At 50.2% G+C, this 26,074-nt stretch carries 32 protein-coding genes and 2 pseudogenes; 14 read left to right on the top strand and 20 right to left on the bottom strand.

The genetic code is table 11. From position 1 onward, the window contains the following. Positions 1–284: 284 nt before the first annotated feature. Positions 285–608: a hypothetical protein gene (locus ACN28R_RS05140; protein WP_095833800.1), complete on the top strand. Its 324-nt coding sequence runs from the start codon at positions 285–287 to the stop codon at positions 606–608. 13 nt (positions 609–621) lie between these two features. Here the strand turns inward: ACN28R_RS05140 and ACN28R_RS05135 are convergent, their stop codons facing one another. The 4 genes from ACN28R_RS05135 to ACN28R_RS05120 are packed head-to-tail and all read right to left on the bottom strand — an operon-like array spanning position 622 to position 2,361. Continuing rightward, entirely contained in the window at positions 622–1,152 is a 531-nt protein-coding gene (locus tag ACN28R_RS05135) for a lysis system i-spanin subunit Rz (RefSeq protein WP_095833799.1), read from the bottom strand. Then, entirely contained in the window at positions 1,125–1,610 is a 486-nt protein-coding gene (locus ACN28R_RS05130) for an XF1762 family protein (RefSeq protein WP_095835735.1), read from the bottom strand. Before ACN28R_RS05130 ends, ACN28R_RS05135 begins: the two co-directional genes overlap by 28 nt. Further along, the gene (locus ACN28R_RS05125) at positions 1,607–2,107 is read right to left on the bottom strand and encodes a lysozyme (RefSeq protein ID WP_095833798.1); all 501 of its coding nucleotides are present in this window, start codon (positions 2,105–2,107) and stop codon (positions 1,607–1,609) included. The genes ACN28R_RS05130 and ACN28R_RS05125 overlap by 4 nt, the downstream gene beginning before the upstream one ends. Beyond that, positions 2,107–2,361 carry an HP1 family phage holin gene (locus ACN28R_RS05120; RefSeq protein WP_095833797.1) on the bottom strand — a complete coding sequence of 85 codons (255 nt, stop codon included), beginning with the start codon at positions 2,359–2,361 and terminating at the stop codon, positions 2,107–2,109. Before ACN28R_RS05120 ends, ACN28R_RS05125 begins: the two co-directional genes overlap by 1 nt. 219 nt (positions 2,362–2,580) lie before the next feature. On the opposite strand from ACN28R_RS05120, the gene ACN28R_RS05115 reads away from it, so the two are divergent. Further along, a complete protein-coding gene (locus ACN28R_RS05115; RefSeq protein WP_095833796.1) occupies positions 2,581–2,769 on the top strand; it encodes a type II toxin-antitoxin system HicA family toxin in 189 nt (62 codons plus the stop codon). 62 nt (positions 2,770–2,831) lie between these two features. Then, entirely contained in the window at positions 2,832–3,242 is a 411-nt protein-coding gene (locus tag ACN28R_RS05110) for a type II toxin-antitoxin system HicB family antitoxin (RefSeq protein ID WP_095833795.1), read from the top strand. 28 nt (positions 3,243–3,270) lie between these two features. Here ACN28R_RS05110 and ACN28R_RS05105 read toward each other — a convergent pair whose 3' ends face one another. The 13 genes and pseudogenes from ACN28R_RS05105 to ACN28R_RS05045 all read right to left on the bottom strand — a co-directional run bounded on the left by ACN28R_RS05105 (position 3,271) and on the right by ACN28R_RS05045 (position 11,934). Then, positions 3,271–3,528 carry a hypothetical protein gene (locus ACN28R_RS05105; RefSeq protein ID WP_095833794.1) on the bottom strand — a complete coding sequence of 86 codons (258 nt, stop codon included), beginning with the start codon at positions 3,526–3,528 and terminating at the stop codon, positions 3,271–3,273. Positions 3,529–3,672: 144 nt separating this feature from the next. Next, positions 3,673–4,284, bottom strand: coding sequence for a hypothetical protein (locus tag ACN28R_RS05100; RefSeq protein WP_095833793.1), 612 nt, complete (start codon positions 4,282–4,284; stop codon positions 3,673–3,675). Next, a complete protein-coding gene (locus ACN28R_RS05095; protein WP_095833792.1) occupies positions 4,281–4,907 on the bottom strand; it encodes a recombination protein NinG in 627 nt (208 codons plus the stop codon). The genes ACN28R_RS05100 and ACN28R_RS05095 overlap by 4 nt, the downstream gene beginning before the upstream one ends. Next, entirely contained in the window at positions 4,900–5,349 is a 450-nt protein-coding gene (locus tag ACN28R_RS05090) for a recombination protein NinB (RefSeq protein WP_095833791.1), read from the bottom strand. The genes ACN28R_RS05095 and ACN28R_RS05090 overlap by 8 nt, the downstream gene beginning before the upstream one ends. Positions 5,350–5,486: 137 nt before the next feature. Beyond that, the gene (locus ACN28R_RS05085) at positions 5,487–5,729 is read right to left on the bottom strand and encodes a hypothetical protein (RefSeq protein ID WP_095835734.1); all 243 of its coding nucleotides are present in this window, start codon (positions 5,727–5,729) and stop codon (positions 5,487–5,489) included. Between the two features lie 94 nt (positions 5,730–5,823). Further along, positions 5,824–7,806 (bottom strand): DNA cytosine methyltransferase, encoded by a 1,983-nt coding sequence (locus ACN28R_RS05080; protein WP_095833790.1) that lies wholly within the window; start codon positions 7,804–7,806, stop codon positions 5,824–5,826. Positions 7,807–8,078: 272 nt separating this feature from the next. Continuing rightward, positions 8,079–8,555 (bottom strand): annotated as a pseudogene (locus ACN28R_RS05075) (class I SAM-dependent methyltransferase); the annotation flags it as partial. Beyond that, positions 8,548–9,027, bottom strand: coding sequence for a hypothetical protein (locus tag ACN28R_RS05070; RefSeq protein WP_095833788.1), 480 nt, complete (start codon positions 9,025–9,027; stop codon positions 8,548–8,550). The gene ACN28R_RS05070 and the pseudogene ACN28R_RS05075, both read right to left, overlap by 8 nt. Further along, complete coding sequence (locus ACN28R_RS05065) at positions 9,024–9,281, bottom strand: winged helix-turn-helix domain-containing protein (protein ID WP_183096791.1); 258 nt, start codon at positions 9,279–9,281, stop codon at positions 9,024–9,026. Before ACN28R_RS05065 ends, ACN28R_RS05070 begins: the two co-directional genes overlap by 4 nt. Before the next feature lie 32 nt (positions 9,282–9,313). Next, positions 9,314–9,856 carry a replication protein P gene (locus ACN28R_RS05060; protein WP_236840188.1) on the bottom strand — a complete coding sequence of 181 codons (543 nt, stop codon included), beginning with the start codon at positions 9,854–9,856 and terminating at the stop codon, positions 9,314–9,316. Then, on the bottom strand, positions 9,768–10,745 hold the full coding sequence (locus ACN28R_RS05055; RefSeq protein ID WP_095833786.1) for a DnaT-like ssDNA-binding domain-containing protein: 978 nt from the start codon (positions 10,743–10,745) through the stop codon (positions 9,768–9,770). The genes ACN28R_RS05060 and ACN28R_RS05055 overlap by 89 nt, the downstream gene beginning before the upstream one ends. 388 nt (positions 10,746–11,133) lie before the next feature. Next, positions 11,134–11,703, bottom strand: coding sequence for a toxin YdaT family protein (locus tag ACN28R_RS05050; protein ID WP_095833785.1), 570 nt, complete (start codon positions 11,701–11,703; stop codon positions 11,134–11,136). Then, entirely contained in the window at positions 11,704–11,934 is a 231-nt protein-coding gene (locus ACN28R_RS05045; protein ID WP_095833784.1) for a transcriptional regulator, read from the bottom strand. 102 nt (positions 11,935–12,036) lie between these two features. Here ACN28R_RS05045 and ACN28R_RS05040 point away from each other — a divergent pair, with 102 nt between their 5' ends. The 10 genes from ACN28R_RS05040 to ACN28R_RS04995 all read left to right on the top strand — a co-directional run bounded on the left by ACN28R_RS05040 (position 12,037) and on the right by ACN28R_RS04995 (position 22,001). Continuing rightward, positions 12,037–12,420 (top strand): helix-turn-helix domain-containing protein, encoded by a 384-nt coding sequence (locus tag ACN28R_RS05040; RefSeq protein ID WP_095833783.1) that lies wholly within the window; start codon positions 12,037–12,039, stop codon positions 12,418–12,420. 542 nt (positions 12,421–12,962) lie between these two features. Beyond that, positions 12,963–14,048 (top strand): ParA family protein, encoded by a 1,086-nt coding sequence (locus tag ACN28R_RS05035; protein ID WP_095833782.1) that lies wholly within the window; start codon positions 12,963–12,965, stop codon positions 14,046–14,048. Between the two features lie 129 nt (positions 14,049–14,177). Further along, the gene (locus tag ACN28R_RS05030; protein ID WP_095833781.1) at positions 14,178–14,582 is read left to right on the top strand and encodes a hypothetical protein; all 405 of its coding nucleotides are present in this window, start codon (positions 14,178–14,180) and stop codon (positions 14,580–14,582) included. A 282-nt stretch (positions 14,583–14,864) separates the two neighbouring features. Then, entirely contained in the window at positions 14,865–15,170 is a 306-nt protein-coding gene (locus ACN28R_RS05025) for a hypothetical protein (protein WP_095833780.1), read from the top strand. Positions 15,171–15,290: 120 nt separating this feature from the next. After that, complete coding sequence (locus ACN28R_RS05020; RefSeq protein WP_095833779.1) at positions 15,291–15,479, top strand: DUF1482 family protein; 189 nt, start codon at positions 15,291–15,293, stop codon at positions 15,477–15,479. A 659-nt stretch (positions 15,480–16,138) separates the two neighbouring features. Beyond that, entirely contained in the window at positions 16,139–16,420 is a 282-nt protein-coding gene (locus tag ACN28R_RS05015) for a DNA breaking-rejoining protein (protein WP_095833778.1), read from the top strand. Between the two features lie 143 nt (positions 16,421–16,563). Then, positions 16,564–19,374 (top strand): RecE family exodeoxyribonuclease, encoded by a 2,811-nt coding sequence (locus ACN28R_RS05010; RefSeq protein ID WP_095833777.1) that lies wholly within the window; start codon positions 16,564–16,566, stop codon positions 19,372–19,374. 10 nt (positions 19,375–19,384) lie between these two features. Continuing rightward, complete coding sequence (locus tag ACN28R_RS05005) at positions 19,385–20,482, top strand: RecT family recombinase (RefSeq protein ID WP_095833776.1); 1,098 nt, start codon at positions 19,385–19,387, stop codon at positions 20,480–20,482. Positions 20,483–20,575: 93 nt separating this feature from the next. Further along, positions 20,576–20,818, top strand: coding sequence for a hypothetical protein (locus ACN28R_RS05000; RefSeq protein WP_095833775.1), 243 nt, complete (start codon positions 20,576–20,578; stop codon positions 20,816–20,818). Between the two features lies 1 nt (position 20,819). Further along, on the top strand, positions 20,820–22,001 hold the full coding sequence (locus ACN28R_RS04995; RefSeq protein ID WP_095833774.1) for a phage integrase Arm DNA-binding domain-containing protein: 1,182 nt from the start codon (positions 20,820–20,822) through the stop codon (positions 21,999–22,001). 357 nt (positions 22,002–22,358) lie between these two features. Here ACN28R_RS04995 and ACN28R_RS04990 read toward each other — a convergent pair. Continuing rightward, positions 22,359–22,508 (bottom strand): annotated as a pseudogene (locus ACN28R_RS04990) (DHCW motif cupin fold protein); the annotation flags it as partial. 536 nt (positions 22,509–23,044) lie between these two features. Between ACN28R_RS04990 and ACN28R_RS04985 the strand changes: the two are divergent. After that, the gene (locus ACN28R_RS04985; RefSeq protein WP_095833773.1) at positions 23,045–24,457 is read left to right on the top strand and encodes an EmmdR/YeeO family multidrug/toxin efflux MATE transporter; all 1,413 of its coding nucleotides are present in this window, start codon (positions 23,045–23,047) and stop codon (positions 24,455–24,457) included. 110 nt (positions 24,458–24,567) lie between these two features. Here the strand turns inward: ACN28R_RS04985 and ACN28R_RS04980 are convergent, their stop codons facing one another. Further along, a complete protein-coding gene (locus tag ACN28R_RS04980; RefSeq protein WP_048638482.1) occupies positions 24,568–25,305 on the bottom strand; it encodes an amino acid ABC transporter ATP-binding protein in 738 nt (245 codons plus the stop codon). After that, a complete protein-coding gene (locus ACN28R_RS04975) occupies positions 25,302–26,072 on the bottom strand; it encodes an amino acid ABC transporter permease (protein ID WP_095833772.1) in 771 nt (256 codons plus the stop codon). Before ACN28R_RS04975 ends, ACN28R_RS04980 begins: the two co-directional genes overlap by 4 nt. Between the last annotated feature and the right edge of the window lie 2 nt (positions 26,073–26,074).

Genomic DNA, 26,074 nt, shown 5'->3' with positions numbered 1-26,074 from the left:
TAATCTCATCCCAACTAGGCATGAGTATGAATTCTTTTAAGGTAATTAAAACATACGGAAACGCTGTAATGCAATATATCAGTAAGTTTTCCTCACATGTGGGAATAAACCGCATTATCACAGGCACTCAGTGAATGCCTGCTATTAATGTCGTTTGGGCATGATCGGACAGGAACCGTTGCTGAAGCTCGCCCCAGTCCGGTTTTGCCATGATGGTCTCTCTATTAAGTTTTTAAGTTTATTGCCGATAAAGCCTAATAACTTTACATGACGAGGTACTGATTATGAGTGATTGGACTGACGACCTAATTTGTGCACACATTGATTGCGATGCGGATAAGAACATTTTTGATGTTCTGGCCTATTGTGAAACTCAGGAACTCCTCGATGGATGGAAACTTGAGCATTCTCCATCCAATCACATCCAGTGGTGGCTTAAAAAAGACAACGTAGAGGTTGGTTTGATTCAAAACCGGAATAATATAGCCATGACGGCAAATGTTCTTCCCATTGATTACAATGAAGATGCAGAGAAATCCAACGTAATTATTCGAAAGTTACATGACATCTTCAATAAAACCAACGGGATCTTGAACAGCAATCTTTGATTACAATAATTCTCTATTTCGCCACTGCGCCCTGAGCCTGTAGCGCCCTGATGTACTCATGCAGGTAAAGCAGCTTAGCCTGGTCGTCATTTATTCCTGTTCGGATATCGAGAATGTTTCGTCCAGCAGTTGCAGAGAGTTGGACGGCGGCTGCATTACCCAAGCCGCTGGCGCTGCGTACTGCTCCCGCTGATTGCTCACAGGTTGCAAGGGCGGCACTGGCGAACTGCACCCTGCGCTGGCCGCTGACAATATCAGCACGTAGACGGTCAGCTTCACGTTTCGCATTTTCCCGTTCCTTTGTTCGTTCGGCGTCGAGTGTCGCTATTTGCTGTTGGAAACCGTGTTCGCGTTGTCGAGCGGCTTCACTGTCTGCCGTGGCTTGATCAGATATAACTTTCAACTGTTCGGCTTGCTGGCTTTTCAATACGGCTATATCGGCGTCATAGCTCGTTGATGTGATCCACCAGCAAAATGCGCCACCGATAGCGATACCAGACACCAGCGCCAGAGCTGTTATTTTCCAGCTTGGTAGGATAGACATGCCCTTCTGACCTCCCACAATCGACGCTCTACCCCGCCACTGCCGACAAGATCGCGCTTTTCTCGCATCTTCACGCTGGATTCAGCCCAACTCCCGCGGGGCGGAAGCGTTTTAATCAGCACAAAACCAGCTGCGCGAAGCGATACCCCCGACTCATCAGCTTGAGTGTACGTGATGATTCGCCGGTATCCCATTCCCCACGCTGCCCGACGCACTGCGCCATACAGCATAGAATTGGCGTTCTGTGTGCCGTCCGTGCAGGTCCGGTTTACCTCAAGAGTTAGCCCGTCGTCGAGATGCCGCGCTATCGGGCGCCCGGCCATCACTACGCCAACCAACGATCCCGTATCATCCTGCAACCCGATGCTGAATTTATGGCCCCGCGGCGGTTTGTTGTGTCGATGTAACTCGGCGACGAACTGACAGGCATCCCGGAACGTGATCGGGATAATGTTCATGACAGGCATAACGCCCGCTCCTTATCTCGCCGAATAACCAGCCCCGGTAGTTTCTTTCCACCGCCGTATACCCAGCGCGGGAACTGTTCGCACGCGGCCGGAATATTTCCTGCCCGGAATAGCTGGAACATCGTCGATTTCTGCATCGTCGGGCAGCCAGCATTAAAAGCGATACTCACCGCTGCGCTGAATGCACCATCCGGTAGCTTTTTTCCGTTGGCGTACCGATTAACGCAGGATTCGGCTTCCAGAATGTTTCGCTCCCAATCACGCGCTATCTGTTCGTCCGTTTTCCCTGCATAAACGTTGTGCGTATTCCCCAGCCCATCAGTTGCAATCCCAGTTGGACAAATATACGGATCGCGGCGGCATTGCTCCGCGTTACCAATCAATTCAAGCCCATCCCTATCTGTGCGGACGTTACCCCATGACAAAACCGTAGAAATGGCGATAGCTACAGAGCAAACGACACCGGCGGCAATTTTACGTTTATTCATCAGACATCACCTGATTTCAACTGAAATTCCTTGCGTCGGTAATACCAGTTGACAGCAAACGTCCCCGCGGTACAGATGATGCCGACGATGATTGCCCAATCGCTGAGTGTTAATCCGGAAATTGTTTCAACTATCAACCAAGAACCGCTTGGGCTGGTTGCGGCGGAATACGTCTTTTCTGACACGCCAGCACCAGTTAACCCAGCACCTGTTCCGTACGATAATCTGCTGTATATCGTGCTCATTCGTCTCATGACCTCACCTCCGTTTTACGGGGCGCTGTGTGTGATTTACAGGAAAAGAAAAGGCCCGCTGAAGCGAGCCTTGATAATTGTCTTATGCGTGGAGTTACTTAACGCATAGTGATTTGGGTAAACGCATTGACAATAATCGTAGGTGTTACACCCACAAATGTATTGACATCATCATTCTTGGTGGGTATTATACCCACATGTTAACGAGATGGAGGATTGATGCAAAGTGCGGAGTTAATTAAACGGTTAGAGGCTGACGGATGGGTTAAGCAGCGACAAACAGGAAGTCATGTAACGCTGAGTAAACCGGGAGTAAGGAAGATTATCACCATACCCCACCCCAGAAAGGATTCTTCAAAAGGGGTTATCCGACAGGCTCAAGAGATATCAGGTCTCAAATTGTTATAACAGGGAGCGGCGAAAGCCGCCCCTCTCTGCAACGCGCATCATCTAAACTTTGTGAGGTGAAAATGATTTATCCGCTCTTTATCTTTAAAACTGACAGCGGCGCGTATGACGGCTACTTTCCAGACGTTGACGGCTGCTTCTTTGCAGGCGACACGCTGGAAGGTGCCATACGTGATGCTGAGACAGCGTTCGGCCAACACATGGAAGTATTAACAGAACAAGGCGGGCATGTTCCCGCCCCACTCGATCCGGCTGATTATATCGGTGATGAACGTCTAACAGCAGATAACGGCTTCATGGCGTTGGTCGAAATCGATCCGACGAAATACGAAACCAAAGCCGTTAAGTTCAATCTCACTATGCCCGGTAATCTCATTACTGCGATTGACCGCTACATTGAGCAAAACGGGCATTATAAAAACCGTTCGGCATTTCTATCTGAGTTAGCCAGAAAAGAGATAGCCAGAGGATAAAGGTTGTGGGCTGTCGTGCGGCGGCCCACTATAACATTTCTCTCATCCTATAAGGCATCCAGTGGCCTTTCGATTCCTTTGCTTGAGATTTTGTTGCGGGAAACGATTTGACAAAATCAGCGTTATACCATCTTCGAAACATGCCATTGAGTTCTACATAAACACTACCATCGCTGCCAACTTCAAGAATCACGACATCCGCAATATCGAAATAAAGATGGTTAAACGGCTCAATGGATTTCAGTTTGATGAATTTTTCAGCTTGAGATTTAAAATTGGCAGACATGCTAAACCCTCTTTTGAGTTTAAGCACGTCCAGCGCTTTTGATGGAAAGCCCACACCGATGGCGGGTTTCTGAAATTCTGTCGCTTCTTGATACAGCTTCGCTAAAGCGTACTACAATTATGCAATTTAAAAACTTGTTTGCAACTATTTTTCGCTAATTTCTGCATCTTCCCTGCATAATTCGTCAAATAGAGTGAAATAGACGGCAGAATTGAACAATTCTATGCACCAGCGAACTCGATCAGCACACTGCTTTTCTGTCAGAAATGGGGCGTACTTGTAGTTCAGCCAGCGAGCCATAGCAGCAATAGATTTATTCCAAGTGTAGTAATCACGGCCAATCTCATAGACCGGGCTGTCTTTGCTAAATGACTGGAGAATAATTCGTTCCATGAATGCCGCGTCCTCTTCGTCACCAGCATTACCAATCAGATCCCCCAGCGTTCTTTTAGGCCAAAGAATTTTTTTAGCCATAATAAGCAAAGTATCTCCCTGATACCCGATTTCACGTAGACCAGCTAATACAGTCGTTATTTTTTCCTGTTGCTCACAACTCCAGCCAGTCATTAATTGCGGCCACATACCGCCGCCAGAAAGATGCTCTGTACCGCTACCACCATAAAATGATCCCCAGTGATTTAGCAGTGAGCGCACCCACCGATCTTGTGATGGAGTAAGTCGTCGATATTTTCCCAGATACGAACGCCGCGGAGCGCATGCCAACGTTTGCCATGATTTATCCTGAACAGTTCTCAAGCTGCCTCCTGATGACAGGCGCGCCGCCGCTCAAGCGATCGGACCTTGCGGGTGAAAATGGATTTGATGCGTTTGAAATATTCGATGTCGAATTTTCGTGGCGTGTTGTTGCAGTTCAGGGCTTCAACCTTATCGGGGCCGATGCGATCAATCAGTCCCTGTTCAAAGGCTTTTTGTGCTCCGGCTTTGTCACGATTACACCGGACACATTGCGCAGCCGTATTGTGCAGATTGAACGCCAGCCACGGGCGCGCGCCGCGCGTATGATAATGCCCGCAGTCCATTGTCCCGCCGAATTTCGGCGCCGGCAGAGCACCGCAACTGATGCAGGGCTGTCCTGCATCGCGCAGTCGAACATAACGATTAAAAGCTGCCTGAGCTTCGCGTTTCCAGTCGTTACGGGTTTTCAGTGCCAGCTTGCGGGCTCTGGTCTGCTGGCGATCTGCTCTCGCCTCTTCCTGCCGTTTTCGTTTTTCCTGCTGTTGTGCGCGCTGGCGGGCTTTCTCCGTCTGAACTTTGCCGTACGCGGCTGCGCACTCGTACGAACAGACGATCTGGCCGCCACGAGACGGATGGAACCACTGACCGCATGATTTGCATTTACGCCGGGGTAATTTAGCCATGCCGCTCACCCCAACGTTTCGCCCACTCTATTTCCAGCTTGGATTTTTCGCTAAATTTCACATTCTGCTGAGTGCCGAACCAGTAAATCGCCTCGATAACCTCCACCATCTGGCAAACACTCATTTTGCTGGTACGCTGACCGAACATCACAACCCCACCATCCAGGCCGGGTGCCATGCGTTGCTCTTGCTTTTTAGACTTTGCCACCATCGCGGTGATCAGGTCTTTCCAATCGTCGGTGTCGTATTTATTGCCGAACCAAACTACCTGGTCAGAAAGATCTTTCAGGAGCGGCCACATCTTCCGATTTTGTTCCGCCGTTCGTCCCGGCTCTTTAATGTCCACTACCAGCGGACGTTTTTGGTCAACAGGCAGTTGGCGAATAAAATTAATGGCGTTTAGCTTGACGCTTTCGCTTGCGAGGTGGAATTGCTGTTTCATACGCCACCCCGCAGGATGAGCGCTGAATGCACGAAATCGCTGGCGTCATTAAACGTCAGTCGATGGGGATTTTCGGTGTAAGTATGCGCCATTGGTTTTTCTCCAGTGGCGCAGCAGGTGTCAGGTGTTCAGGCTGACTAAGAAAGTTTATCAGGGGAGCAAACGCGATATCCAGCTTTTTCCAACATCTGTGTGAATAGCGTTGGTGTACCTATGATTTCATTAGGTTGCAGCGGCATAAATGACACCAAATCGCCATTCCTGTACATCAATGCACGCTCACAGTCAGGGAACTCCATAAACTTCGCTACCACTACTTTATCGCGGCAGCGAATGACTGCATATCCTGTGGCAGGTAATTTTTCTTGTACTTTGGCCACTTGGTCCCTCACAAAATACTGTTTATATGTACAGTATATTATTGCCTGAGATATTTCTGAATGTAAATAAAAAAGGCCCAAAAGGGCCAAGGAATTAAGCCGCTTGTTGTTTTTTAACGCACATTTCCGGCAGGTTGGCGCGGACCAGCACTTCGGCGAACGGCGGCGGTACAGCATTACCACAACGTGCCACCTGCTTATCTTTCGCGTATTTCACGCCGCGGTAATCCTGATCGATGATGTACCAGGACGGGAAGCCCTGCGCGGCGTAGAGCTCATGCGGCTGCAACATGCGCATGCCGATATCGACGATCTGATAATCGACATCCTCGACAGTAACCAGGCCAAAGCGATCGCGACTGGTGACAGTGTGCAGCGGATCATTGATGTTTAGCCCTTCCTTCTCGTTGCCGTAATACTTAAGCAAGAAAGCACGTACTTCTCCGATATGCAGACCACCTGCGGTAATAGTCGGCATCGGCTCGGTGACCAGTTGACCGTCCTTGCATGTTCCACGCAGTTTAATCAAATGAGACGACACCAGCGCATGATGATCCGTTGTCGTAACGGTATGTACAGGCTCATCCATTGCGGCACCAGAACCGGTATAATTACCGCCGTAGTGCTTAGCGAGAAACGCCGAAACCAGTTGGCTTTTCCCACCACCGCCCGCCGTGATCGTCCCGTTTGGCTCGTCGGCGCCGTGGCCTACACTGTTTCCAAACTGGCGGGCAATGACCGGGGCCACCAGCAAATGTTCCGCCTTGCTCGTTACCGTCGTCAGCGGATTTATTGCATCGTATGCCATGCGATCTCCACCAAACCCGGTTTGGCCGATACGCGCAATAACTGGCGCAACAAGGCAAGAATGGTTGGTATTGCAGAGCGTATGCATCGGCTGCTCGACTGAACGCGGTTTGGCTGAATACTTTGGCCCACCAGCACCAGCAATGAACGGTGTCAGTTTCGCTTCAACCATACCTAGAGCGTGGCCGTTCCCGCCAGGACGATTGGACGAACCAGCAGTAACTGTTGGCATAGGTTCCGTCACTTCCTGTCCGGTCGCACCAGTACGGAATTTCGTTAAATGAGGTGTAACAACAGCAAAGCCAGGAGTGCGGGTAATCGTCTGCAGCGGCTCATCCAGTGGCTGACCGCGAAAGCATTCATAACGGGTTTTCGTCGACGTGTGGTTGCACTTCACGATAAACGGCGTCGGATTATCGAGCACGAATCGCTGAATACCGCGGGCGATACGCTTCAATGTGTTTTCCGCCAGCGGGCGTTTGCGCTCGAAAATAGATGGGCAAGGAATTGACCAATCGATACACTCCGCCGCAGTTCGCCACGGTTTCAACTTACCCGCCAGCACTGCTGGGGATTTTGGATCGCCGTGCGTCGCTTCCGGCCATGTAACCGGATTGCCATCACAGCGCATTACCATGAAAAAGCGTTTACGGATGGTCGGTGCGCCGTAGTCGCAAGCTCGCAGTTCGCGATAATCGACGTTGTACCCCAGCCCACGCACCAGTTGCTGGGCCTGTTCGCTACCGGGCGCGATCTCCAGAAACTCGCATACTTCGGCCAGAGCCGGGTGATCTACCGGTATGCCAACGCTTAGCATACCGACGAATGCCGCGAACGTTTCCCCGGCGCGCGCCGGGTCCGGCCGTTGTGTGCCATCGGCGTCGGTCAGTAGCGGCCCCCAAGTTTTGAACTCTTCAACGTTTTCCAGCATCATCACGCGCGGGCGCACCGCCAGCGCCCAGCGCAGGACAATCCACGCTAAGCCTCGAATCTCCTTTTTCACTGGCTTAGAGCCTTTGGCTTTGGAGAAATGTCGGCAGTCTGGACTGAACCAAGCTAACCCTACCGGACGCCCACCAGTCGCCGCCACAGGGTCAATATCGAACACCGATTCGCAATAATGCAGCGTATCCGGGTGATTTGTCGTATGCATCGCGATCGCGTTAGGGTCATGATTAATCGCGATATCAACGCTACGCCCGATCGCCATCTCAATGCCCGTTGAAGCCCCACCGCCACCGGCAAAATTGTCTACGATGATTTCTTTCACGCGTAATTCTCCATCGCGTCGGCCAGCGAATGGGCCGCTTTTACGATTTCCGGTACCGGCATTTTCTCCAGCCACATGCGATTGATGTGATGGTGTAAGCGGCGCTGATGGTGCGCCGGTAATTCCCCGGCGCGTTCGATTTGTGAATAGACCATTTCCACTTCCGCAGGCCATACTGTTTCCGGCGCATCCACCAGCAACAGAGATTCAAGTTCAATGATCCGACGGGTGGCGTATGACAAAAGGACATCATCATCGCCAGCCGGATCCGCGCCAGCTTTTAGAAACAGCATCCAGTGGGTTTTGTCGCCTTTTCCTACCCTCTGCGTGATCATCGGTTTTTCATTGGTCAGAGACAAAACATCGCTAACTGGTATTTGCGTTTCATTCCATTTAAAAACCAGCATGCCCAACGGACGCAGAACACGGAACGCCTCGCTGAATCCGGCACGCAAATCATCGCGCCACGTATCGGGGTTCAATACGCCGTATTTTTTACGCATCCAGCCGTTCGGCCCCGCACGTTCAAGATGCGGGGGATCGAACACAACAGCAGGGAATGATTCATCCGGGAACGGCAGCGCACGAAAATCAGCGATAATGTCCGGGTTAATAGCCAGATGCCGGCCGTCACACAGCGTGTGCTGTTCGTTGCGGATATCCATGAACACAGCACGCTCGTCGGTTTTGTCATGCCAGAACATGCGGCTGCCACAGCACATATCAAGAATCGGTACGGTGTCAGTCATGCGTTACCGTCCTTACGGATTGCAGCTCGGCATAGAGTGGGATGACAGAATATTTGGATTCTCCTTCCGCTATACCGTCATCTTCGTTTAGATAATCAACCTCACTTTCCAGGAGTTCTGGATTATTACTTACGCACATTTCCTCCAAATATGCTCTGCCATCCGGCGTCATGATTCCATACATGAACGGCTCCGGCTTTTGCTGTCCTGACAATTCCGACCGAATCGCCAATATTTCCGTATTCAATCGGGTAAGCTCTTTAGCGACGCCAGCCTGCACAGATTCAGTAACGGGAATATCTATCATGGCCCTGATGCTGTTTAGCTCCAGAGAGCTGCCGGATTCAGAAGACAAAAGTCGTTCAATTCGAGCGGCTACAGCACTCAAAAAGTGCTCTTCCGGCATTTGATTATTGGCGGCCATGGAGCGAATGATTTCGATCATCACGGCCGTAGACATATCAGGTTTCATACCCGGACCTCCGCCAAAAGTTTGTTAAGCCGGGCCTGAGCCGGATGAACACCGAACGCTATTTCAGCTTTCCCCGCTGGGTAATATTTCGCTTTCCGGCATGAGCCAATTGATTGAATGACACCGGCCTTTTTCAACGTATCAATGGCGTGGCTTACTTCCCGGGTAGTCAGGTTCAGACAACGGGCCAACTCCGCCGGAGTTAAGCCTTCTTTCATGCGGATGTAGCGTGCAACTCGCTGTTGCGTGGTCATTTTTCTGGTCATTGGTCAAAACTCGATTGTTGTTAAATCAATCCTGCCGCTTTCTTGCGGAGGTACTCTTCGTGCATCAGTTGGGCGGGCGTCGGCCCTGCGGGGTGTTTCGGCGCCGCGAGCTGCCGGCGAATCGGCGGAATACTCATCCCGTTACTCACGTTTTTTACCCATTTCGTCAGCAGACGCTCTGCCAGGCGTTCCAACTCCCCCGCTGTCATTCGACGCTCAACGCCGGCCCGGCGCATCTCGATGCAGATGTGATACAAAACCGGGTGGCGCCACGGGAATTTCTCACTGCCGGAATACCGGTATGACTCGTTTCGCCAGCGCTTGTACTCGGCCATCACGTCATCGACGTTCAGCCCGAACGGATTGGCGCCGCACTCGGTTACCAGCGACATGAATTCAGCCAGGTCTGGCGGCCAGGTGTTGCCGGCAGCGCAGCGTTCCAGGCAGCGGTTAATCACCCTGGTAAGCTGCGCCTCAGTCAGATGACCAATCGTCGCGATCCAGGCCGAAGGCGCTACCGCCCCGTTCTTGGTTATCCAACGATCCGTGTATATCTCGATCATCGCCTCCCACAGGCTGGACAAAATCAGGTCCGTATCGCTGGGCCTGGGCCTCTCGGAATTTCTGCATGGCGCGGGATTCGCCACTGCTGGGGGTGTTTGATTGCGGTTTTGCATTTGGACCTCCGGTTTTTTGTTTACCCGCCCTGCTCCGCTCCTGCTGGATGTGTCGGGCGAATTTCTGCTCCCACTGGAGCTGGTGGAATGCCTTCCCCTCCGGCTGCCAGTACATGACAAACGATGCCAATTCGGTTGGCTGGTAGTCTTCCGCCAGGATGATTCCCCCCAGTGCTGCACGCTGTCGGAAATCCAGGGATGGGGTCCAACCTGAGAACATCGGGAATTTACCGATCGGTTCATCGACACCCGGTATGTATTCCGGCAGCCCATTATTTTCAGCAGGAGGTAAATTTTCCTCGCGCGTTATGTGTGGGGGTTTATCTTTTATTTCTTCTTCTAATTCTTCTTCTGGTAACGCTTTTTGAAACGCTGATGTAACGCTCGTAGCGTTACTATTTGCGTTACCGTTTGGTGGTTTTTTGCGGTGTTCTGTAACGCGCCTGTTTGTAAGTGTCCGTTTTTTAGATGATTTACCGTTGTGCCTATCGAAGTTAGGAAAGACCAAAGTGTTACCCTCGTTTCTTAACCACCCCACCTGTAATAGCGCGTCAGCAAATCCAGGCAAAAAAGCGATACGATCAATGGCGTTTTTTGTAACGCTCGCAGCGTTACAATTTGCGTTACCATCTATCGTTTGCTGGTCGGCCCACGCCCAGATACGGATCAATTTTCCCAACACGGAATCAGGGTCGATGTTCAATATTTCGGCCAGTTGGTAAATTTCCGGCTTGTCGGGCGTGATCACCTCGACCTTGATCCATTCGTAAGCCATTAATCGCCCTCACTGCGGCGATGCATGATGCCCCAGCTACACGCTGTGGCCTGCCAACTTGCATGGCCATTAAAAATAATCCCGCGCTCTTTCATAGCTGGGTTCCTTCGTAATGTTTATTGGTCAAAACTCGTTACCGCCTGTTACGCGCCGGCGCGCCCTTCCCCTTATTTGGCTTAAGGCTGTACTTTTCCGCCCATAAGCGCCCCTCTCGCAGGCAGTCATCAATCATCCGGCCTTTACCGCTGGACTGGGAGACTCGGGGGTAATACTCCAGCGCCTTGTCTACCCCCCCCCTGGGCCGCTCCTGGTGTGTAACCTTTTCCCAGCAAATCCTCCCGGACGTGCTTTGCAATAAATTCTTGATGGTTCATTGGTCAAAACTCGATTAAAAACATTGCCCCAGCATGGTGGCTACGCCACTAAGGACCGGCCCCCAGCTATCCATCGGCATTAGACGCATTAGCGATTCAATCCCTTCCCTCACCTCTTTTTCTAGAACGTGTAATGGCGCTTCTAATAACGCCGCCTGTTTCGCCTCAGAACATTCGCGCGACGCGGCGGCCACCAGTTCCGCTTTTGTCTTGCCCTTCTTCAATCCGTACTGGCGGGCAATCTCGATCGGCATTACGTCTGCAATTACCGGCGCCAGCTGCGCGACATACCCGGCGTAGCGCCGCGAGTTGAACGGGTTATCCAGCCAGCGGAAAATGTTTTGTCTGTTATTGCGGGTAGAATCACCTAATTGCAGGCCGCGGCCGCCACGACGGCGCCATTCGTCCACCACCAGCTGCGCGATGGTTTCCTGTGCCCTGCCCGGCAATGTTTTCTGCCATGCCTCTACAGCTTCACGAACGGCAACATGGCCAGCGGCGCCAGCTCGGCGAGAAGATTGATTTTTTGATTTCAATAATCCCGGATTGGCGTAGTTATCATCCTGATAAGAGATGGTTTGCATTTATGCCTCCTGTTCCTTGGGTAGGCCGTCAGTTGGGTTTGGGTAAAGATCTGGGCGCAGTTCGTGGGGGGTAACGCCGGTAAGACTAAAAATTGGCAGTACGTGCCTGGGCGGAACAACACCATTATCACGGTTTTTCCAATAGCTAACGGCCATGCTTGTAACGCCAATATCTGATGCCAGTTTCCTTGCGGAACCAGCCGATTGAATTGCTTTGTCAAGAGCGGTCATCTTCTTCCTCCTGTATATGACAAGAAAAGTAAACCACAGATTTATATAAAATGCAAAGTGTAGATATATTGAGTGGGTAAACTTATCGTTTACAATAGAGGCATGAGAAAAATGGAAGAAACAAACCCCACACTGATTTCCAGGCTGTCTGAAATCAGTGATCGAGGGATCAGTAAAGCTGAAATGGCTCGCATAGCCGGGGTTACCCCTCAGGCGGTAAACGGCTGGTTCAAAAAGGGGAAAATCAGTAAAGAATCAGCCATTTCCATCGCGGATGCGGTAGGTGTCTCTGTCTCCTGGTTGCTGGGTGAGAACGTCGAAGAGTCAACCGGGTTAAGCAGCGACGAAATAAAGATGCTTAACCTGTATCGCCAGTTACCAGAAGCTGAACGCGAACGGATGATTACCCTCTTCCAGACTCGCTTGAAAGAAATCGACGAGTATGTGGAGAAGTACCTCAGAGGTAGGTATAAGCCAGCTGAGTAACAACGATAATTGCAAAATTACAGGCGTGGCAAGTAGAGGATAAGGTACGGTTCGTGTAGCCAAGATATCCAACCTGACATAGTGGGTAATACCATAATTTATTTATTATTTTTCATTTCATGCTACGTCATTACTTTCTTTATCGCTTTTTATTTTATATCCCAAAAACTCTACTAGACAGCCGTGCACATGCGAAATATAGGGATGGGAGATCGAGAGGTTAGGGAATACTGCCGGATGATGAAATCACCTACTTACATGGCTCTGTTCCAGGCAACGCTGTTGACAGGAAGTTTTCTTGGTTGTGTCGTTTCGATAATTGTTCATGCTATTCAATAACAATGGCGAAACGGTGTAGAAAAGATTGAGTATGTGGACGGGATCCTGAAAGAGTCACAGCACATTTACGATGAAGAGACTAGGATAAGAACTGGTAGGCGGCGGCCTGATAAGTTTTCCTTGGAAAAGAAAATTCAAAACAATTTGCAGTACTTACGTCGCCGCTTAACGATTTTATAGACAATTACGCACAGGACATGATAATGATGGAAAGTCAAGCTAAAATTGTGGGCGGAGCGCCAGAAATGATTGAAAGCAATAAGAAATATTTAGTCTGGAATAATAAGGGAGGAGTTGGGAAAACATTTTTAACCTACAACCTTGCAGTTGAGTATGCTATTGCCAATCCTGAGGAAGATGTTGTAGTCATCGATGCTTGTCCACAATCTAACGTATCAGAGATAATTCTCGGTGGAAACGGCACCGGAGAAGAAAATCTAAATAATCTGCGTGATAGAAACGCTACAATAGCAGGATACATCAAGGAGCGATTTAGTAATTCGCCCTTGTCTCGACTTGGAAACGAATCATCATATTTTGTTCGCGCATACACTGTTAACGACAAAATGCCGGAGAATCTATACATACTCCCAGGAGATGTAGATCTTGATATTTGCTCGAGATTAATTTCCCATATTGGCTCATCGCCTGTGAAAGAAGCATGGAAAAAAAGTCGCTCTCTTTTAGTTGACCTGATAGCCTCATTCGAAACTGACAAAAACGTTTCAGACAGAGCAAAAACATTTTTCATTGACTGTAATCCAAGCTTCGCAAGCTATACCGAACTTGGTGTTGTTGCATCAAATAGAATCATAATCCCTTGCACAGCTGATGCCGCATCAATACGCGGCATAAAAAATCTTGTGAAGCTGATTTATGGGGTATCAATCGATAAATCCGAACAAGATGAAATGTTTTTAGATTTTAATAAGGAAGCAAATCAAAACCTTATTACACTACCCAAACTCCATGTATTCGTCCAAAACCGGTCAAGAACAAACGAACGCGATGCAGCAAAAGCATTCAAATCACACGCTGAAGAGATAAAAAGAATTACTATCGATCTTTTGAAAACTCACCCCCATTTATTTACCGATGAGAAGCTAGATGAAAGGGTTAAAAACGTTAAAGATGGCAACACATTAGCGGCAATCATAACTCACGAAGGATCTCCTCTTAGCAAACTTCAGCATAAAAGCTATACAATATACGGTATGGCTACACAGGCTAACAAAGCGCAAATTGATGCACTAGAGACTGATGTTACTACTGTAGTTAACTGCTTGTAATTAATCTCCTCTCCCAGCCCCGTGCTGGTTTTTTGTGTCAATACTCCATCCCGCCCCGGCGGGATTTTTTTTACCCTTCTTATGCCCAGTGATATCATGTAATAGTTTGTTACTTACGAGGGTAGAGAATTGAAAAAAATAGCAATTATTAGCATATTAATGGCTTCTTTAGCTTTGGCTGGATGTGCAACACAGCAACCCCCATCACCCGCCCAGATCTCTTCAGCAAGCTACGGCGAGTTGCCCAATAATTACCAAGATTTGGTAAAGAGTCATTTTGCGGCGACGCTTAAAGATCCATACAGCGCACAATATAGTTTTTTGCCAACATTTAAAGGTTATGCGCAGGACGGTCCGTGGGCACCTTCGGGCGGAGGAGTAACCTATGGGTATGTGATTCCTGTCCTTGTTAACGCAAAAAATAGCTATGGTGGCTATACGGGTAACCAGAAACACGTATTCATTTTCTCAGGTGGGGTGCTGTACGACACCACACTGAATGCGACGTATGGTAGAGTGAAGCCTGTAAATTAATCTAATTGAAATGACAACCAACCCGCGAATGCGGGTTTTTTTGTGCCTGTAGTTTCTGTTCTTCCCCTACCCCTACCCCTACCTATCCCATTTCGGATAATCCTTCTCCATACAAATAAACCCTAGATTTATTTTCATTTGAATCCATGATTGACAATAATATAAACCAGTGATTTAATAACCTCAACGCAGCAACGCCACCAGCCAGACCCATACGAAGCAATACCCCGAGTTACTTCGTATCTGCACGGTGACCAAGTAGCCAGCCCGAGGCGTAAGAACATGACGGCAGTTGCTGAAATTGAAGTAATCGCGCAGCAGGTATCAACGTTCCGACGACCCGTCGATAAGGGTAAAGGGGATGAAATGGCAAACGCTCTGACATACGAAGAGATAACGCGAATTGCCACCCAGCAAATTACCGGGTTTATGGCTAATTCAAAGAGTTGCGCTGATTCGGGTTCTGATTTGTATCGAGACTGGGCAGTTGGTGCATATTTCTTGTGGCATCGCATCACTGCAGCCATGCCCGAATCTGATGCTGATGATGCGCGGCTAAAACGCCAGGTTGGTTTAGATGATGATTAACCACCGGAAATTACGCAGAGCGCAGCAACTGGCCCGCCGGGCTCAGGTTCAGCGCAACAGTAAAAAATGGGATGCAGCAAATCGCATCATGGCGAGGGCAATAGGAAAGGAAATTATCGGATGGAGACACTGTACGCATTAGTCATCACCGTCTGCACGTTTGGCAGCCATTGCCAGGATGCAGTGTTAGAGATTTACGAATCAGAACGGGATTGCGAACAGGCCGCGTACGAACAGCGTGTTCATGGCGAATGCTTCCCCGTAGAGGGGATTATCAGGGCTGACGACCAACAGCCTGCAATTAAGTAACCGAGTTCTGACCAATTGCCATTGTTGGCTTATTGCCGGCACCAGGGAAAAGCTACACGAACGGTGAAAGCCCGGCCCGGAGACGTAACCGGCAACTAAATTCGATTTGGAACGCTCTCCACCGTTGATGCGGTGTGTTCTCCTGACGCATAGAGAGTCAATGCTAAGGCCGTCCGATGGCGCGTAAACGGGGTCAGCCTGCGTCCTCGATAAACCACGGATAAAACAGTGCCGCCAGTCGACCAGGGCGTTATCTGGAAGGTGAGATGCCAGCACTCTCGACGGCAGTGACACCAGGGAAGTAGACCGGCGTCCGCTCCACGTTACGGAGCACCCAACTGTAAGGGTACTGGCGTATGACAGGCTCATAACCTAACCCATACGTGCTGCGATGCCAAACGTGGCAAGTGCCCTTTCAGTTGTGGTGAATGCGTGGAGCTAAGGACCGGGTAATGCCGCTGGACTGAGAAGCGCATCGAGAGCGTCGGGATTGAAATAGGACCGGCCACCACAACCCCATCACGTTAGGACCGTGATAGCTGTGAAAATTGCTGTGTGTAGCCTTTCGGCGGTGCGGTTTTTTCCCTTTCCAATCCGCCACTTTTTCACTACAGCGAAAACAATCGAGTTTTGACCAACCAACAACCTAGGACGAAAAAATGAAAATCATCGAAATGAGTCTTGAAGTCGTCAATAAAACAGTCGCGTTATTCAACTGCGACCGCGCCATTTCTGGCGTCATCCACACAGTTGAAGGCGGCAATACAACTGTCATCGTCGGTGGTGACTACGTTCTTGGCAAATTTGATTGCCCCGTATGTGCGATCGATCGCATCACTGATTTGGCTATCAACATCAAAGAGTCGGATGAAGCATTCGGCGCGGATTACCAGCAGTACAAAAAGTCCATTTCGGACAGTCTGTTTCCAACAGTTCATTAAAGCACAAAGCCCGCGCAAGGCGGGCTAAGTACCCGGTTCGCCGACCAAAGCTTACCGGAATCGAGTTTTGACCAATGACCACTACCCTGAGGCGGCAACCATTAGCTGCCGGGGATTGTACAATCCAAAGGAGCTTAAACGCAATGATCGAATTTGCATACCTGATCAAGGCCAAGGCCAAAGCGGACGCAAAAAGCCTTTTCTGCTGGTTCAGCGCTAAATCCGAATCCCGCGGCAACCGGGAAATCCTTAATATTCTGGAAGACGCCGAGATCGAAACCGGTCGCGGCGCCGATTACCAACTCCCTATCCGCACCGACTTTCCCGTATTTGATGATCTGCCGGAAGAAGGTGTTCTGGATGACACCTGGTGCGACCGTTACGAGCTCGCGGATGATGAGCGTACGTGGCGAAAAATCCCCGAAGCTGAACCGAAATCAACCAACATTCAAGATGACCAAGCCAGCACTGCCGGCGTGCAGCCCACAACTGCGCCTGGTGATGCCGCCGGCACAATCACTATCGACCAGGCGACCTTTACCCAGCGCGTTCTCGGCGCGTGGCTGTATGGATCATTCACGAAACTGTTCGCTGGTCAGCAGGGTGAAATTAGAGAATTGCAACATGATATGGATGCCATCTATCCGCAAAACCTGTTGCTGGCGATGAATAACGCAAAAGACCTGCTCCAGCTACAGCACTGTTTCCCGGAAACGCTGTTCGAACTGATCCGCGATATCAAGTCTATCTGGCCGGCTGACGGAAAAACGCCTGATGTCGGACACCTGCTGTCATTTGCCAAAGAATGGATTAACGCACACAACAACGAAAGCGCCGGCACGCCGTGCCGCGATGACATTACCGCGAAGTGGTTTGCAAAACAGAACATGAAGCGCACAGATGCAGACACTAACGCCGGCGGCAGCAATAAAACCGATCGTTCACCAGAATATGAGCATACCCTCGATATGCTGGATAAAGAGATCGCAATGGCTACATTGCCGATGGATTTCGACATCTACGAAATTCCCGGGCCAATCTATCGCCGCGCAAAAGAAGTTATCGCAAACAGGGAAGAACCGTTTAAAACGTGGAGCCAGAAACTGCGCAATATGCCCGGCATCCTGGATTTTTCTCGCGCGGCAATTTTTGCACTTATCCGCGGTGTAAATCCAGATATTACCCAAATGCCGGCCTCTCTCCAGAGATACATCAATGCCAACCTTACGGAATCGGATCACGTGAACCCGTCTCCAGAGTTATTGGCGCTGGCTCGGCATCTGCCGGCAACCGGTGAAGCGATCACCACCAACAACCAGCAGCCAGAAATAAAAAACCTCGGCGGCGGCGCGTTCTCTATTGATGGCCTGATGGGGGATGCCCAACAAACCACCTCAAACGAGGAAAAAAAACCGGAAAATCATTCTGCGGAGGGTGGCGATGTGCAGGTTGAAACGAATGACAGTCTGCAAGTCGAAGCTGGTGATCCGGTATCGACAAATGAAAACTCGCATGCGGATATGCAGGATGCCGGAACGGAAACCATGGCGGAAGCATTTTCCAAAGCTGTGACCGAACACCCTAATTTAAGCGCACTGGTGAATGACAGCGAACAACAAACGGAACAACAAAATATTCCAGAAAATATTCCCCGAGAATCTGAGGTGCCGGAATATTTTGAACCTGGGCGCTATGAAGGCATTCCAAATGAGGTTTACCACGCGGCAAACGGCATCAGCAGCACGCAGGTAAAGGACGCTCGCGTCAGCCTGATGTATTTCAACGCTCGCCACGTAGCAAAAGCCATCGAAAAAGAACGTTCGAAAGTTCTCGATATGGGGAATCTGGTCCATGCGCTAGCGTTAGAGCCGGAGAAATTGGGCGACGAGTTCAGCGTTGAGCCTAAAATTCCGGAAGGTGCGTTCACCACCACGGCGACCATTCGAGCGTTTATCGATGAACACAACACTAGCCTGCCTCCGCAACTGAACGCTGACGAGATCAAAGCGTTGCTGGAGGCATACAACGCCACCCTGCCCACTCAGCTACCGCTTGGCGCATCTGCCGACGAAACAGGCCAGAGTTACATGGCGCTGCCGCCAGAATATCAGCGCATTGAAGAAGGTCAGAAGCAAACCGCCGCGGCAATGAAAGCCTGCATCAAAGAATACAACGCCACCCTGCCCACGCAGGTTAAAACCAGCGGCAGCCGGGATACGTTACTGGATCAGTTGGCAATCATTAATCCTGAGCTGGTAGCCCAGGAAGCGCAGAAACCAGCACCGCTGAAAGTTTCCGGTACAAAAGCGGATCTAATCCAGGCAGTTAAAGCCGTAAAACCGGACGCAATATTCGCTGACGAGCTGCTGGACGCATGGCGTGATAACCCAGGAAACAAAATTCTGGTTACCCGGCAGCAGCTTGAAACAGCACTGGCCATTCAGGAAGCATTGCTGGCGCACCCAACGTCCGGAATGCTGCTGCGCCATCCAAGCCGTGCTGTGGAAGTAAGCTATTTCGGTATGGACGAGGAAACCGGGTTGGAAGTTCGCGTTCGCCCAGACCTTGAGATTGAGATCGATGGGCTGCGTATCGCCGCTGACTTGAAAACGATCAGCATGTGGAACGTTAAGCGTGATGCACTGCGCGCGAAACTACACCGGGAAATTATTGAGCGGGATTATCACCTGTCCGCGGCGATGTATTGCGATGTGGCCGCGCTCGATCAGTTCTTCTGGATATTCGTCAACAAGGATGAAGGCTATCACTGGATTGCCGTTATTGAAGCCTCTGCCGACCTTCTTGATTTGGGGCGCCTTGAATATCAGAAAACCATGCGTGAAATTGCCGAGTCCTATGACTCTGACACCTGGCCGGCGCCGGTAACCGAAGACTACACCGACGAACTGAATGATTTTGACCTGCGTCGCCTTGAAGCACTGCGTGGGGCATAAGGGGGAAATAATGCAAAACACGACTATATCTCTAAATGATCAAAACACTGTGGTTAACTCAAACGTTGCGCTGTTTGACTCGCAATATCTGAATGCAATCAGCGCATTCGCGCAGATCATGGCTCAGGGCGCGGCCACGGTTCCCGCTCATTTACAGGGCAATCAAGCTGACTGCATGGCAGTGGCGATGCAAGCCGCACACTGGCAGATGAACCCGTTTGCGGTCGCGCAGAAAACACATCTGATTAATGGCGTGCTGGGCTATGAAGCGCAACTGGTTAACGCTGTAATTTCGCGCAGTGGGGTTTTGTCCAACCGGTTTGAATACGAATGGTTTGGCCCCTGGGAAAAGATTATCGGGCGCTTTGCGATCCGTAAAAACGATAAAGGGAAAGAGTACCGAGTTCCAGGCTGGAATCTGGCCGATGAGGAAGGTATTGGGATCAGAATATGGGCGACACTCAAGGGCGAAGATAAGCAGAGAGAATTGGAGTTGTTCCTTGCTCAGGCTCGCGTACGAAATTCCACATTGTGGGCTGATGATCCCCGCCAGCAGTTGGCATACCTGGCTGTAAAACGTTGGTCTCGGCTTTACTGCCCAGACGTGATTCTGGGCGTATACACTCCTGATGAACTCGAAGAGCGGAATGAAAAGGACATCACGCCGGCAAATACGGCACACGTCAGCCTGAAAGAGATTGCGGAATCATCCGCCGCCGAACCAGGAACCACGGCGGACTTTCAGGAGCCCGCCAGTAATATTGAATCTCTGGCCGATGAGTTCCGCAATCAGATAGATAAAGCGAATGACGTGGATCAGGCTAAGGCCATCCGTGCGGATATTGAAACGCAAAAATCAACCCTCGGCGCCGCACTATTCACCGAATTGAAAGCCAAGGCAGTACAGCGTTATCACCTGGTCAATGCACGCAACAGTATCGAAGCGGAGATTAACTCCCTGCCCCAACCTGATGAGCCAGACGCGGCAGAGCAATTCGCGGCATTGGAAAAGAAACTGGCGGCGGCAAAACGACATTTGTCTGATGAGCTATATGAGGGTTTCTCCGTAACCTTGTGTGATATGAGGCCGGAATATATCGCCAGTTAAGATGCCGGGAGGCGAAAGCCTCCCGCCTAAAACTGATTCTGTAAAATAAATTTTCAAATGGCTATCGAATTATCGTAGCCCTCTGGAGTGACTATGAGAGGTCAAATTACTTTACGCGCCAACAGCAGCGACAAATTAATGAAAGCCAGCAATTGGGCTAAACGCGAATTTGAATTTGATTCGTTGCCGGATAACAGAACTATTAAAAAATGGATTGAGAATGGTTGTCTACGGGGACGAATTATCAACGGTTCTGTATGGGTGTATTCATCTGAAAAATGGGGAGTAGATGCTACCGTTTCTCAGGCCGTTATGCAGTTAATTAATGAGGAATGAAATGGCTGCTCGCCCACGAAAACGCGAAAATCGGGCGCTTCCCGATCATCTTTATTTTGATAAAAGCACGGGTATTTACAGATTCACACTCATTACCGGCAAGAAAAAGAGTATAGGGAAAGATCGGGCGATAGCGATTGCGATTGCTCGTGAATACAACTATCAAATGCGCCCTGAATTAAACGTATCCGTCGAAACCCTGCTTAGGGATTCCGGCGGGCGCGTGGGTGAAAGCCTGCCATTTTCCAATCATGTTGATAAAATCATGACCAGAGCCATCGCTGATGAAAAACCATCCTCCAATACTCTGGCGGACTGGAATAACGATGCTGCACGCGTGAAAGCGTTTTTCTCTGATATCGCTTCATGTGATATCGAGCTGGAGCACGTTAATGCATACATCCAACATTACCATGCCAACGCATCTGCAAACGTACAAAACCGTAAAGTCAGTTTTCTAAAAAAGTTGTTCAGTTATGCAGTCGATGAATCATTGATGTTTGATAATTCCGCAGCTCGCAAAAAAATGCGCAGAATAGAAGGGAAAAAGCGGCGGCGCCTTTCTATAGAGAATTTCCAGAAAATCCGCGCGGCAGCAGATCCGTGGCTGAGGACCGCAATGGACCTTTCATTACAAACGACACAGGCACGGCTGGAAGTATCCCGGATCCGGTATTCGATAAAGAGTCCGCGCGAAGGGATATGTGGATGTGTATGGAGCGATGAACCGGAAAACGGAACATATGGAACTCTTTATATACATCGACAAAAAGTACACAAAAAAGAAGCGTCTCACATAGCCATCCCTATTGGCAACGAGCTTAAGCGCATCATTGATGACAGTCGAGATAATGTGGCCAGCCCATATGTGGTGCATCGGTTGCCAGAGAAAAACAGCAACCCAATTAGCAAAGACGTCAATCACCCTACCCAGGTCAGCCCGAACTATTTGAGTCGTGCGTTTTCAGATCTGCGCGACCGGCTTGGCGTGGCCGCTGAATATCCACCAGCAGAGCGACCAACATTTCACGAAATACGTGCTTTGGCGGCATTCATGTTTGAACGCCAGGGAATTGACCCACAGGCACGGATGGCTCACAGCGACGCAAAATCAACCAGAATTTATACGCAGAATCACCTGGATTGGGTAGCTGTTCCACACGCTGAAATCAAAACAGGGTGATGGAAAAACCAAACGTAACCCATTGATGTATATGATGCATATTTCGCAAAAAAAGCACTGTTTGCATACACATACAAACACAGTCAAAGCCAGACGCAGCGCGGGATAGAACAGAATCAGCCCTGAGTCATGGGGTGTCGGGGGTCGGAGGTTCAAATCCTCTCGTGCCGACCAAATACATATTCGGTAAGTATCGTTTACTACCGGAAACCCCACAGAAACCCGCATTCTCACTGAGTTTGCGGGTTTTTTGTTGCCTGTTATCTATCGGGATACCCGTTTACAGCCGGAAAATTTTGGGATTCACGACCTGGCAGGAGCGGCTTTTTTGTTGCTACTTGCCTGTTGGTAAGAAATTTAGTCGACGACAAAAAGCCGGGCACCGATTTCGGTGTGGGAACGGTGCGCTTCTGCATTGTCCGCGACCTGATAACTCATACCCGGCGTAAGCGTGAACGTGCGGCCATCATCCAGTTCAGTATGCAATTCCCCCTCCAGGCAAAAGAGTTTGCAATATTCATACGCTACTCTCCACTTTTTTCATTTTTCAATATTAATAACCGTAACATACTGTTGTATCTATGAATAATTTATCGTACGAACACCGCTGGTTTGCCTAACGCTTCGCAGGATGCGATGAGAAGAAACATGCGTGCGACCCGCGTTGACACAATTTTCATAAGGATAAAATAGCTCAATCGTTAGGATGAATATTTTCATCGCTGACTATCGAATCTATGCTGGAGCATCAATCCGGCTACTGCTACTCTGTTGAATAAATCTCGAATTTTTCGAAAAATTAATGGCGTGCGCCCGGCAAAATCATGCGTATTTGAACAGATACCGATGGTTATTCAAACCATCGCCCGGCCATCAGGTCATAGCACGCCACACTGCGCTAATTTTAGGTCGCTCATTGGCAACCTGCTTTCTGCATAGATTATCCATTGCATCAATGACGCCATTTACTGGATGGCCGCTTCGTTACGTTGCCATTATGAAATATCTGCGGGGAAACTTTGGGATATAACCACGACCGTTTCATGACAAAGTTGAAAGACACTGAGTGGTATAAGAAACGCTATTCAAACCGTGTCCTATTTTGGCGAGAGATTTCTCCGCTTGCTTTTCCCATCTTCATTGAGGGTCTGTGCGTCGTCCTGATGGGCGTATTCAGTACCTTTCTTGTCAGTTGGCTGGGCAAAGAAGCGATGGCGGCCGTTGGTCTGGCCGACAGTTTTAACATGCTGATTATCGCGTTTTTTACCGCCGTCGCTCTGGGCACCGCCGTCGTCGTGGCATTCAGTCTGGGCCAGCGCAATAGAAAACAGGCCAGAGCCGCCTCTCGCCAATCCATATCCCTGCTGGTACTGGTGTCGTTTCTGTTGGTGATATTGGTCGAATTTGCCGGCTCCGAAATTATCGATCTGATTGCCGGTGAGGCGGACGATAATGTCAAAAGTCTGGCATTGATCTTCCTGAAGTGGACGGTCTGGGGATATCCCGCTCTGGCGGTCGCCCTGGTAGGATGCGGCGCGCTGCGAGGCGCCGGGAATAGCAAACTGCCGATGGTCATTAATATCGGAATGAATATTCTCAATATTGTCATCAGCAGCCTATTGATTTATGGCTTCTATTCCTGGGACGGCTTCGGCTTTATCGGCGCAGGCATCGGGATCACCATCTCCCGTTATATCGGCGCGCTATTCGTCATTCTGACGCTGATGCACGGCTTCAAGGGCGCGCTGCGAATCCCCTTTAAATCCTACTTTGCCCCTTTCACCTCCGCTATTTTATATGAGGTTCTCAGCATCGGTATTCCCGCCAGCGTTGAATCGGTCATGTTCAACGTCGGCAAACTGATCACGCAGCGTTTTGTCGCCGGTATGGGAACAGAGGTCATTGCCGGGAACTTCATCGCCTTTTCCATTGTGGCCTTGATTAACCTGCCCGGTAACTCCCTGGCCTCGGCCTCTACCATCATTGTCGGTACGCGGTTAGGCAAAGGGCAAATCATGCAGTCTATCCGGCAACTGAATTACATTTTCTGGCTTTCAAATATTGGTTTGTGCCTGCTGGCCATTCTTTCCATCCCAAGCGCAAAATTTATGGCGTCGTTTTATACCGATGAACCGGAAGTGATTGAAGTGGCTAAACACCTCATTTGGCTCAACGCCCTGTTTACGCCCTTCTGGGCCGCTTCATGGGTATTGCCCGCCGGGCTAAAAGGAGCAAAAGACGCCAGCTATACCATGTGGATCGCGGTGGCCGGCATGTGGGGATGCCGGATTATCGCCGGATATATTCTTGGCGTTATGCTCGGATTCGGCGTTATCGGCGTATGGATGGGGATGTTTCTGGACTGGATCGTTCGCGGTTTCTTTTACTATCGCCGCATGACGAGCGGGCGCTGGCTGTGGCGCTATCGAGATCAAATGCCGGCGCACGTTAAATGAACGGTTATATCCGCGCATATAACCGGTAAGCCACGCTACGCAGGCAGGAGTGACAAAAGCAGGCTTCGACCGGATCGCCTCCCCGCCGTTATCCAGCCGGACGCCGCCGATCAGTGTTGACGCAGATCGCTGAGGAAACGCCGTACCCTGGGATGCTCAGGAGCGGTGAAAAATTTCTCCGGCGTGGATTTTTCAAGGATAACACCCTGATCCATAAACCAGATGGTGTCCGCCACCTCACGGGCGAAGTTCATCTCATGGGTGACGCACATCATGGTCATACCATCCTGCGCCAGACTACGCATCACGCTGAGCACTTCGCCCACCATTTCCGGATCCAGCGCGCTGGTCGGTTCGTCAAACAGCATCACCGGCGGCTTCATCGCCAGCGCCCGGGCAATCGCCACCCTCTGCTGCTGCCCGCCGGATAACTGCGCCGGATAGGCATTGGCCTTATGAGACAGACCGACGCGTTCAAGCAATTCTCCCGCGTATTGTTTCGCCTGCGAACGCTTGATGCCCAGCACTTTGACCGGCGACAATATGATGTTATCCAGCACCGAAATATGCGGGAACAGATTGAAATTCTGAAACACAAAGCCAATACGCGTACGCAGTTGGTTCAAGCGGGCGCTGCTGCCGTGAATATCCATGCCGTCAAACAGAATTTGCCCGTCATTGATCGGCTCCAGGCGGTTAACGGTACGGATCAGCGTCGATTTCCCGGAACCGGACGGACCGCAAACCACCACCACCTCGCCGCTTTTAATCTCGGCATTCAGATCGGTCAGAGCCTGATAATCGCCATACCATTTGTTAACTTTGTTGAACAAAATTATCGGTCTCATCCTCGAACTCCTTCTTGTGACTGCGCTTCGGTTAACAGCATGGCGTTTTCGCTTTCCGGAACCGAACTCCCCTCATTGCGGCGTTTGCGCGCAATACGTTCCTCCAGATAATTCGCCAGCCTAGTCAGACTGAAACAGATGACGTAGTAACCCAGCGCAACGATGGCAAACACTTCAAACGGTTTCGTCAGCAGTTGGTTATTGACCTGATTTGCCGCGAAAGTCAGCTCCGGCACGTTAATCACATAGCCAAGCGTACTGTCCTTGATGATCGACACCAGTTGGCTAACCAGGCTCGGCAGCGTGTTGTACAGCGCCTGCGGCAAAATCACCGCGCAATACGCCCGGATATAGCCCATTCCCAATGCGCGGGAGGCTTCATATTGCCCGCCGGGCAGCGCCTGAATACCGCCGCGCACGATCTCCGCGATGTAGGCGCTCTCATAAATCACCAGCGTGCACAGCATCGTCGTGAAGCCGTTGATGTTATGGCCGATTAGCAACGGCACGCAGAAATAGGTCCAGAACACCACCATCAGCAGAGGAATGCCGCGCAGCAGATAAACCCAGCACGCCGCGGGCCAGCGCAGCCAGCGAAATGGCGAGATGCGCGCCATCCCCAGCAATACGCCGACCGGAAACGCCAGCACCACCGCCAGCAGCGACAATACCAAGGTGCAGATCACCCCGCCGAGCGGGCCGTTGGGAAACTGTCCGACCAGAAACAGCATCCAGTTATCATGCAAAATAGTCACGACATCAAACATGG

It is taken from the genome of Brenneria goodwinii, from assembly GCF_002291445.1.
GTDB classification, from domain to species: domain Bacteria; phylum Pseudomonadota; class Gammaproteobacteria; order Enterobacterales; family Enterobacteriaceae; genus Brenneria; species Brenneria goodwinii.
The sequence above is the reverse complement of the archived record's forward strand: the minus strand, read 5'-3'. Positions and strand labels throughout refer to the sequence as shown.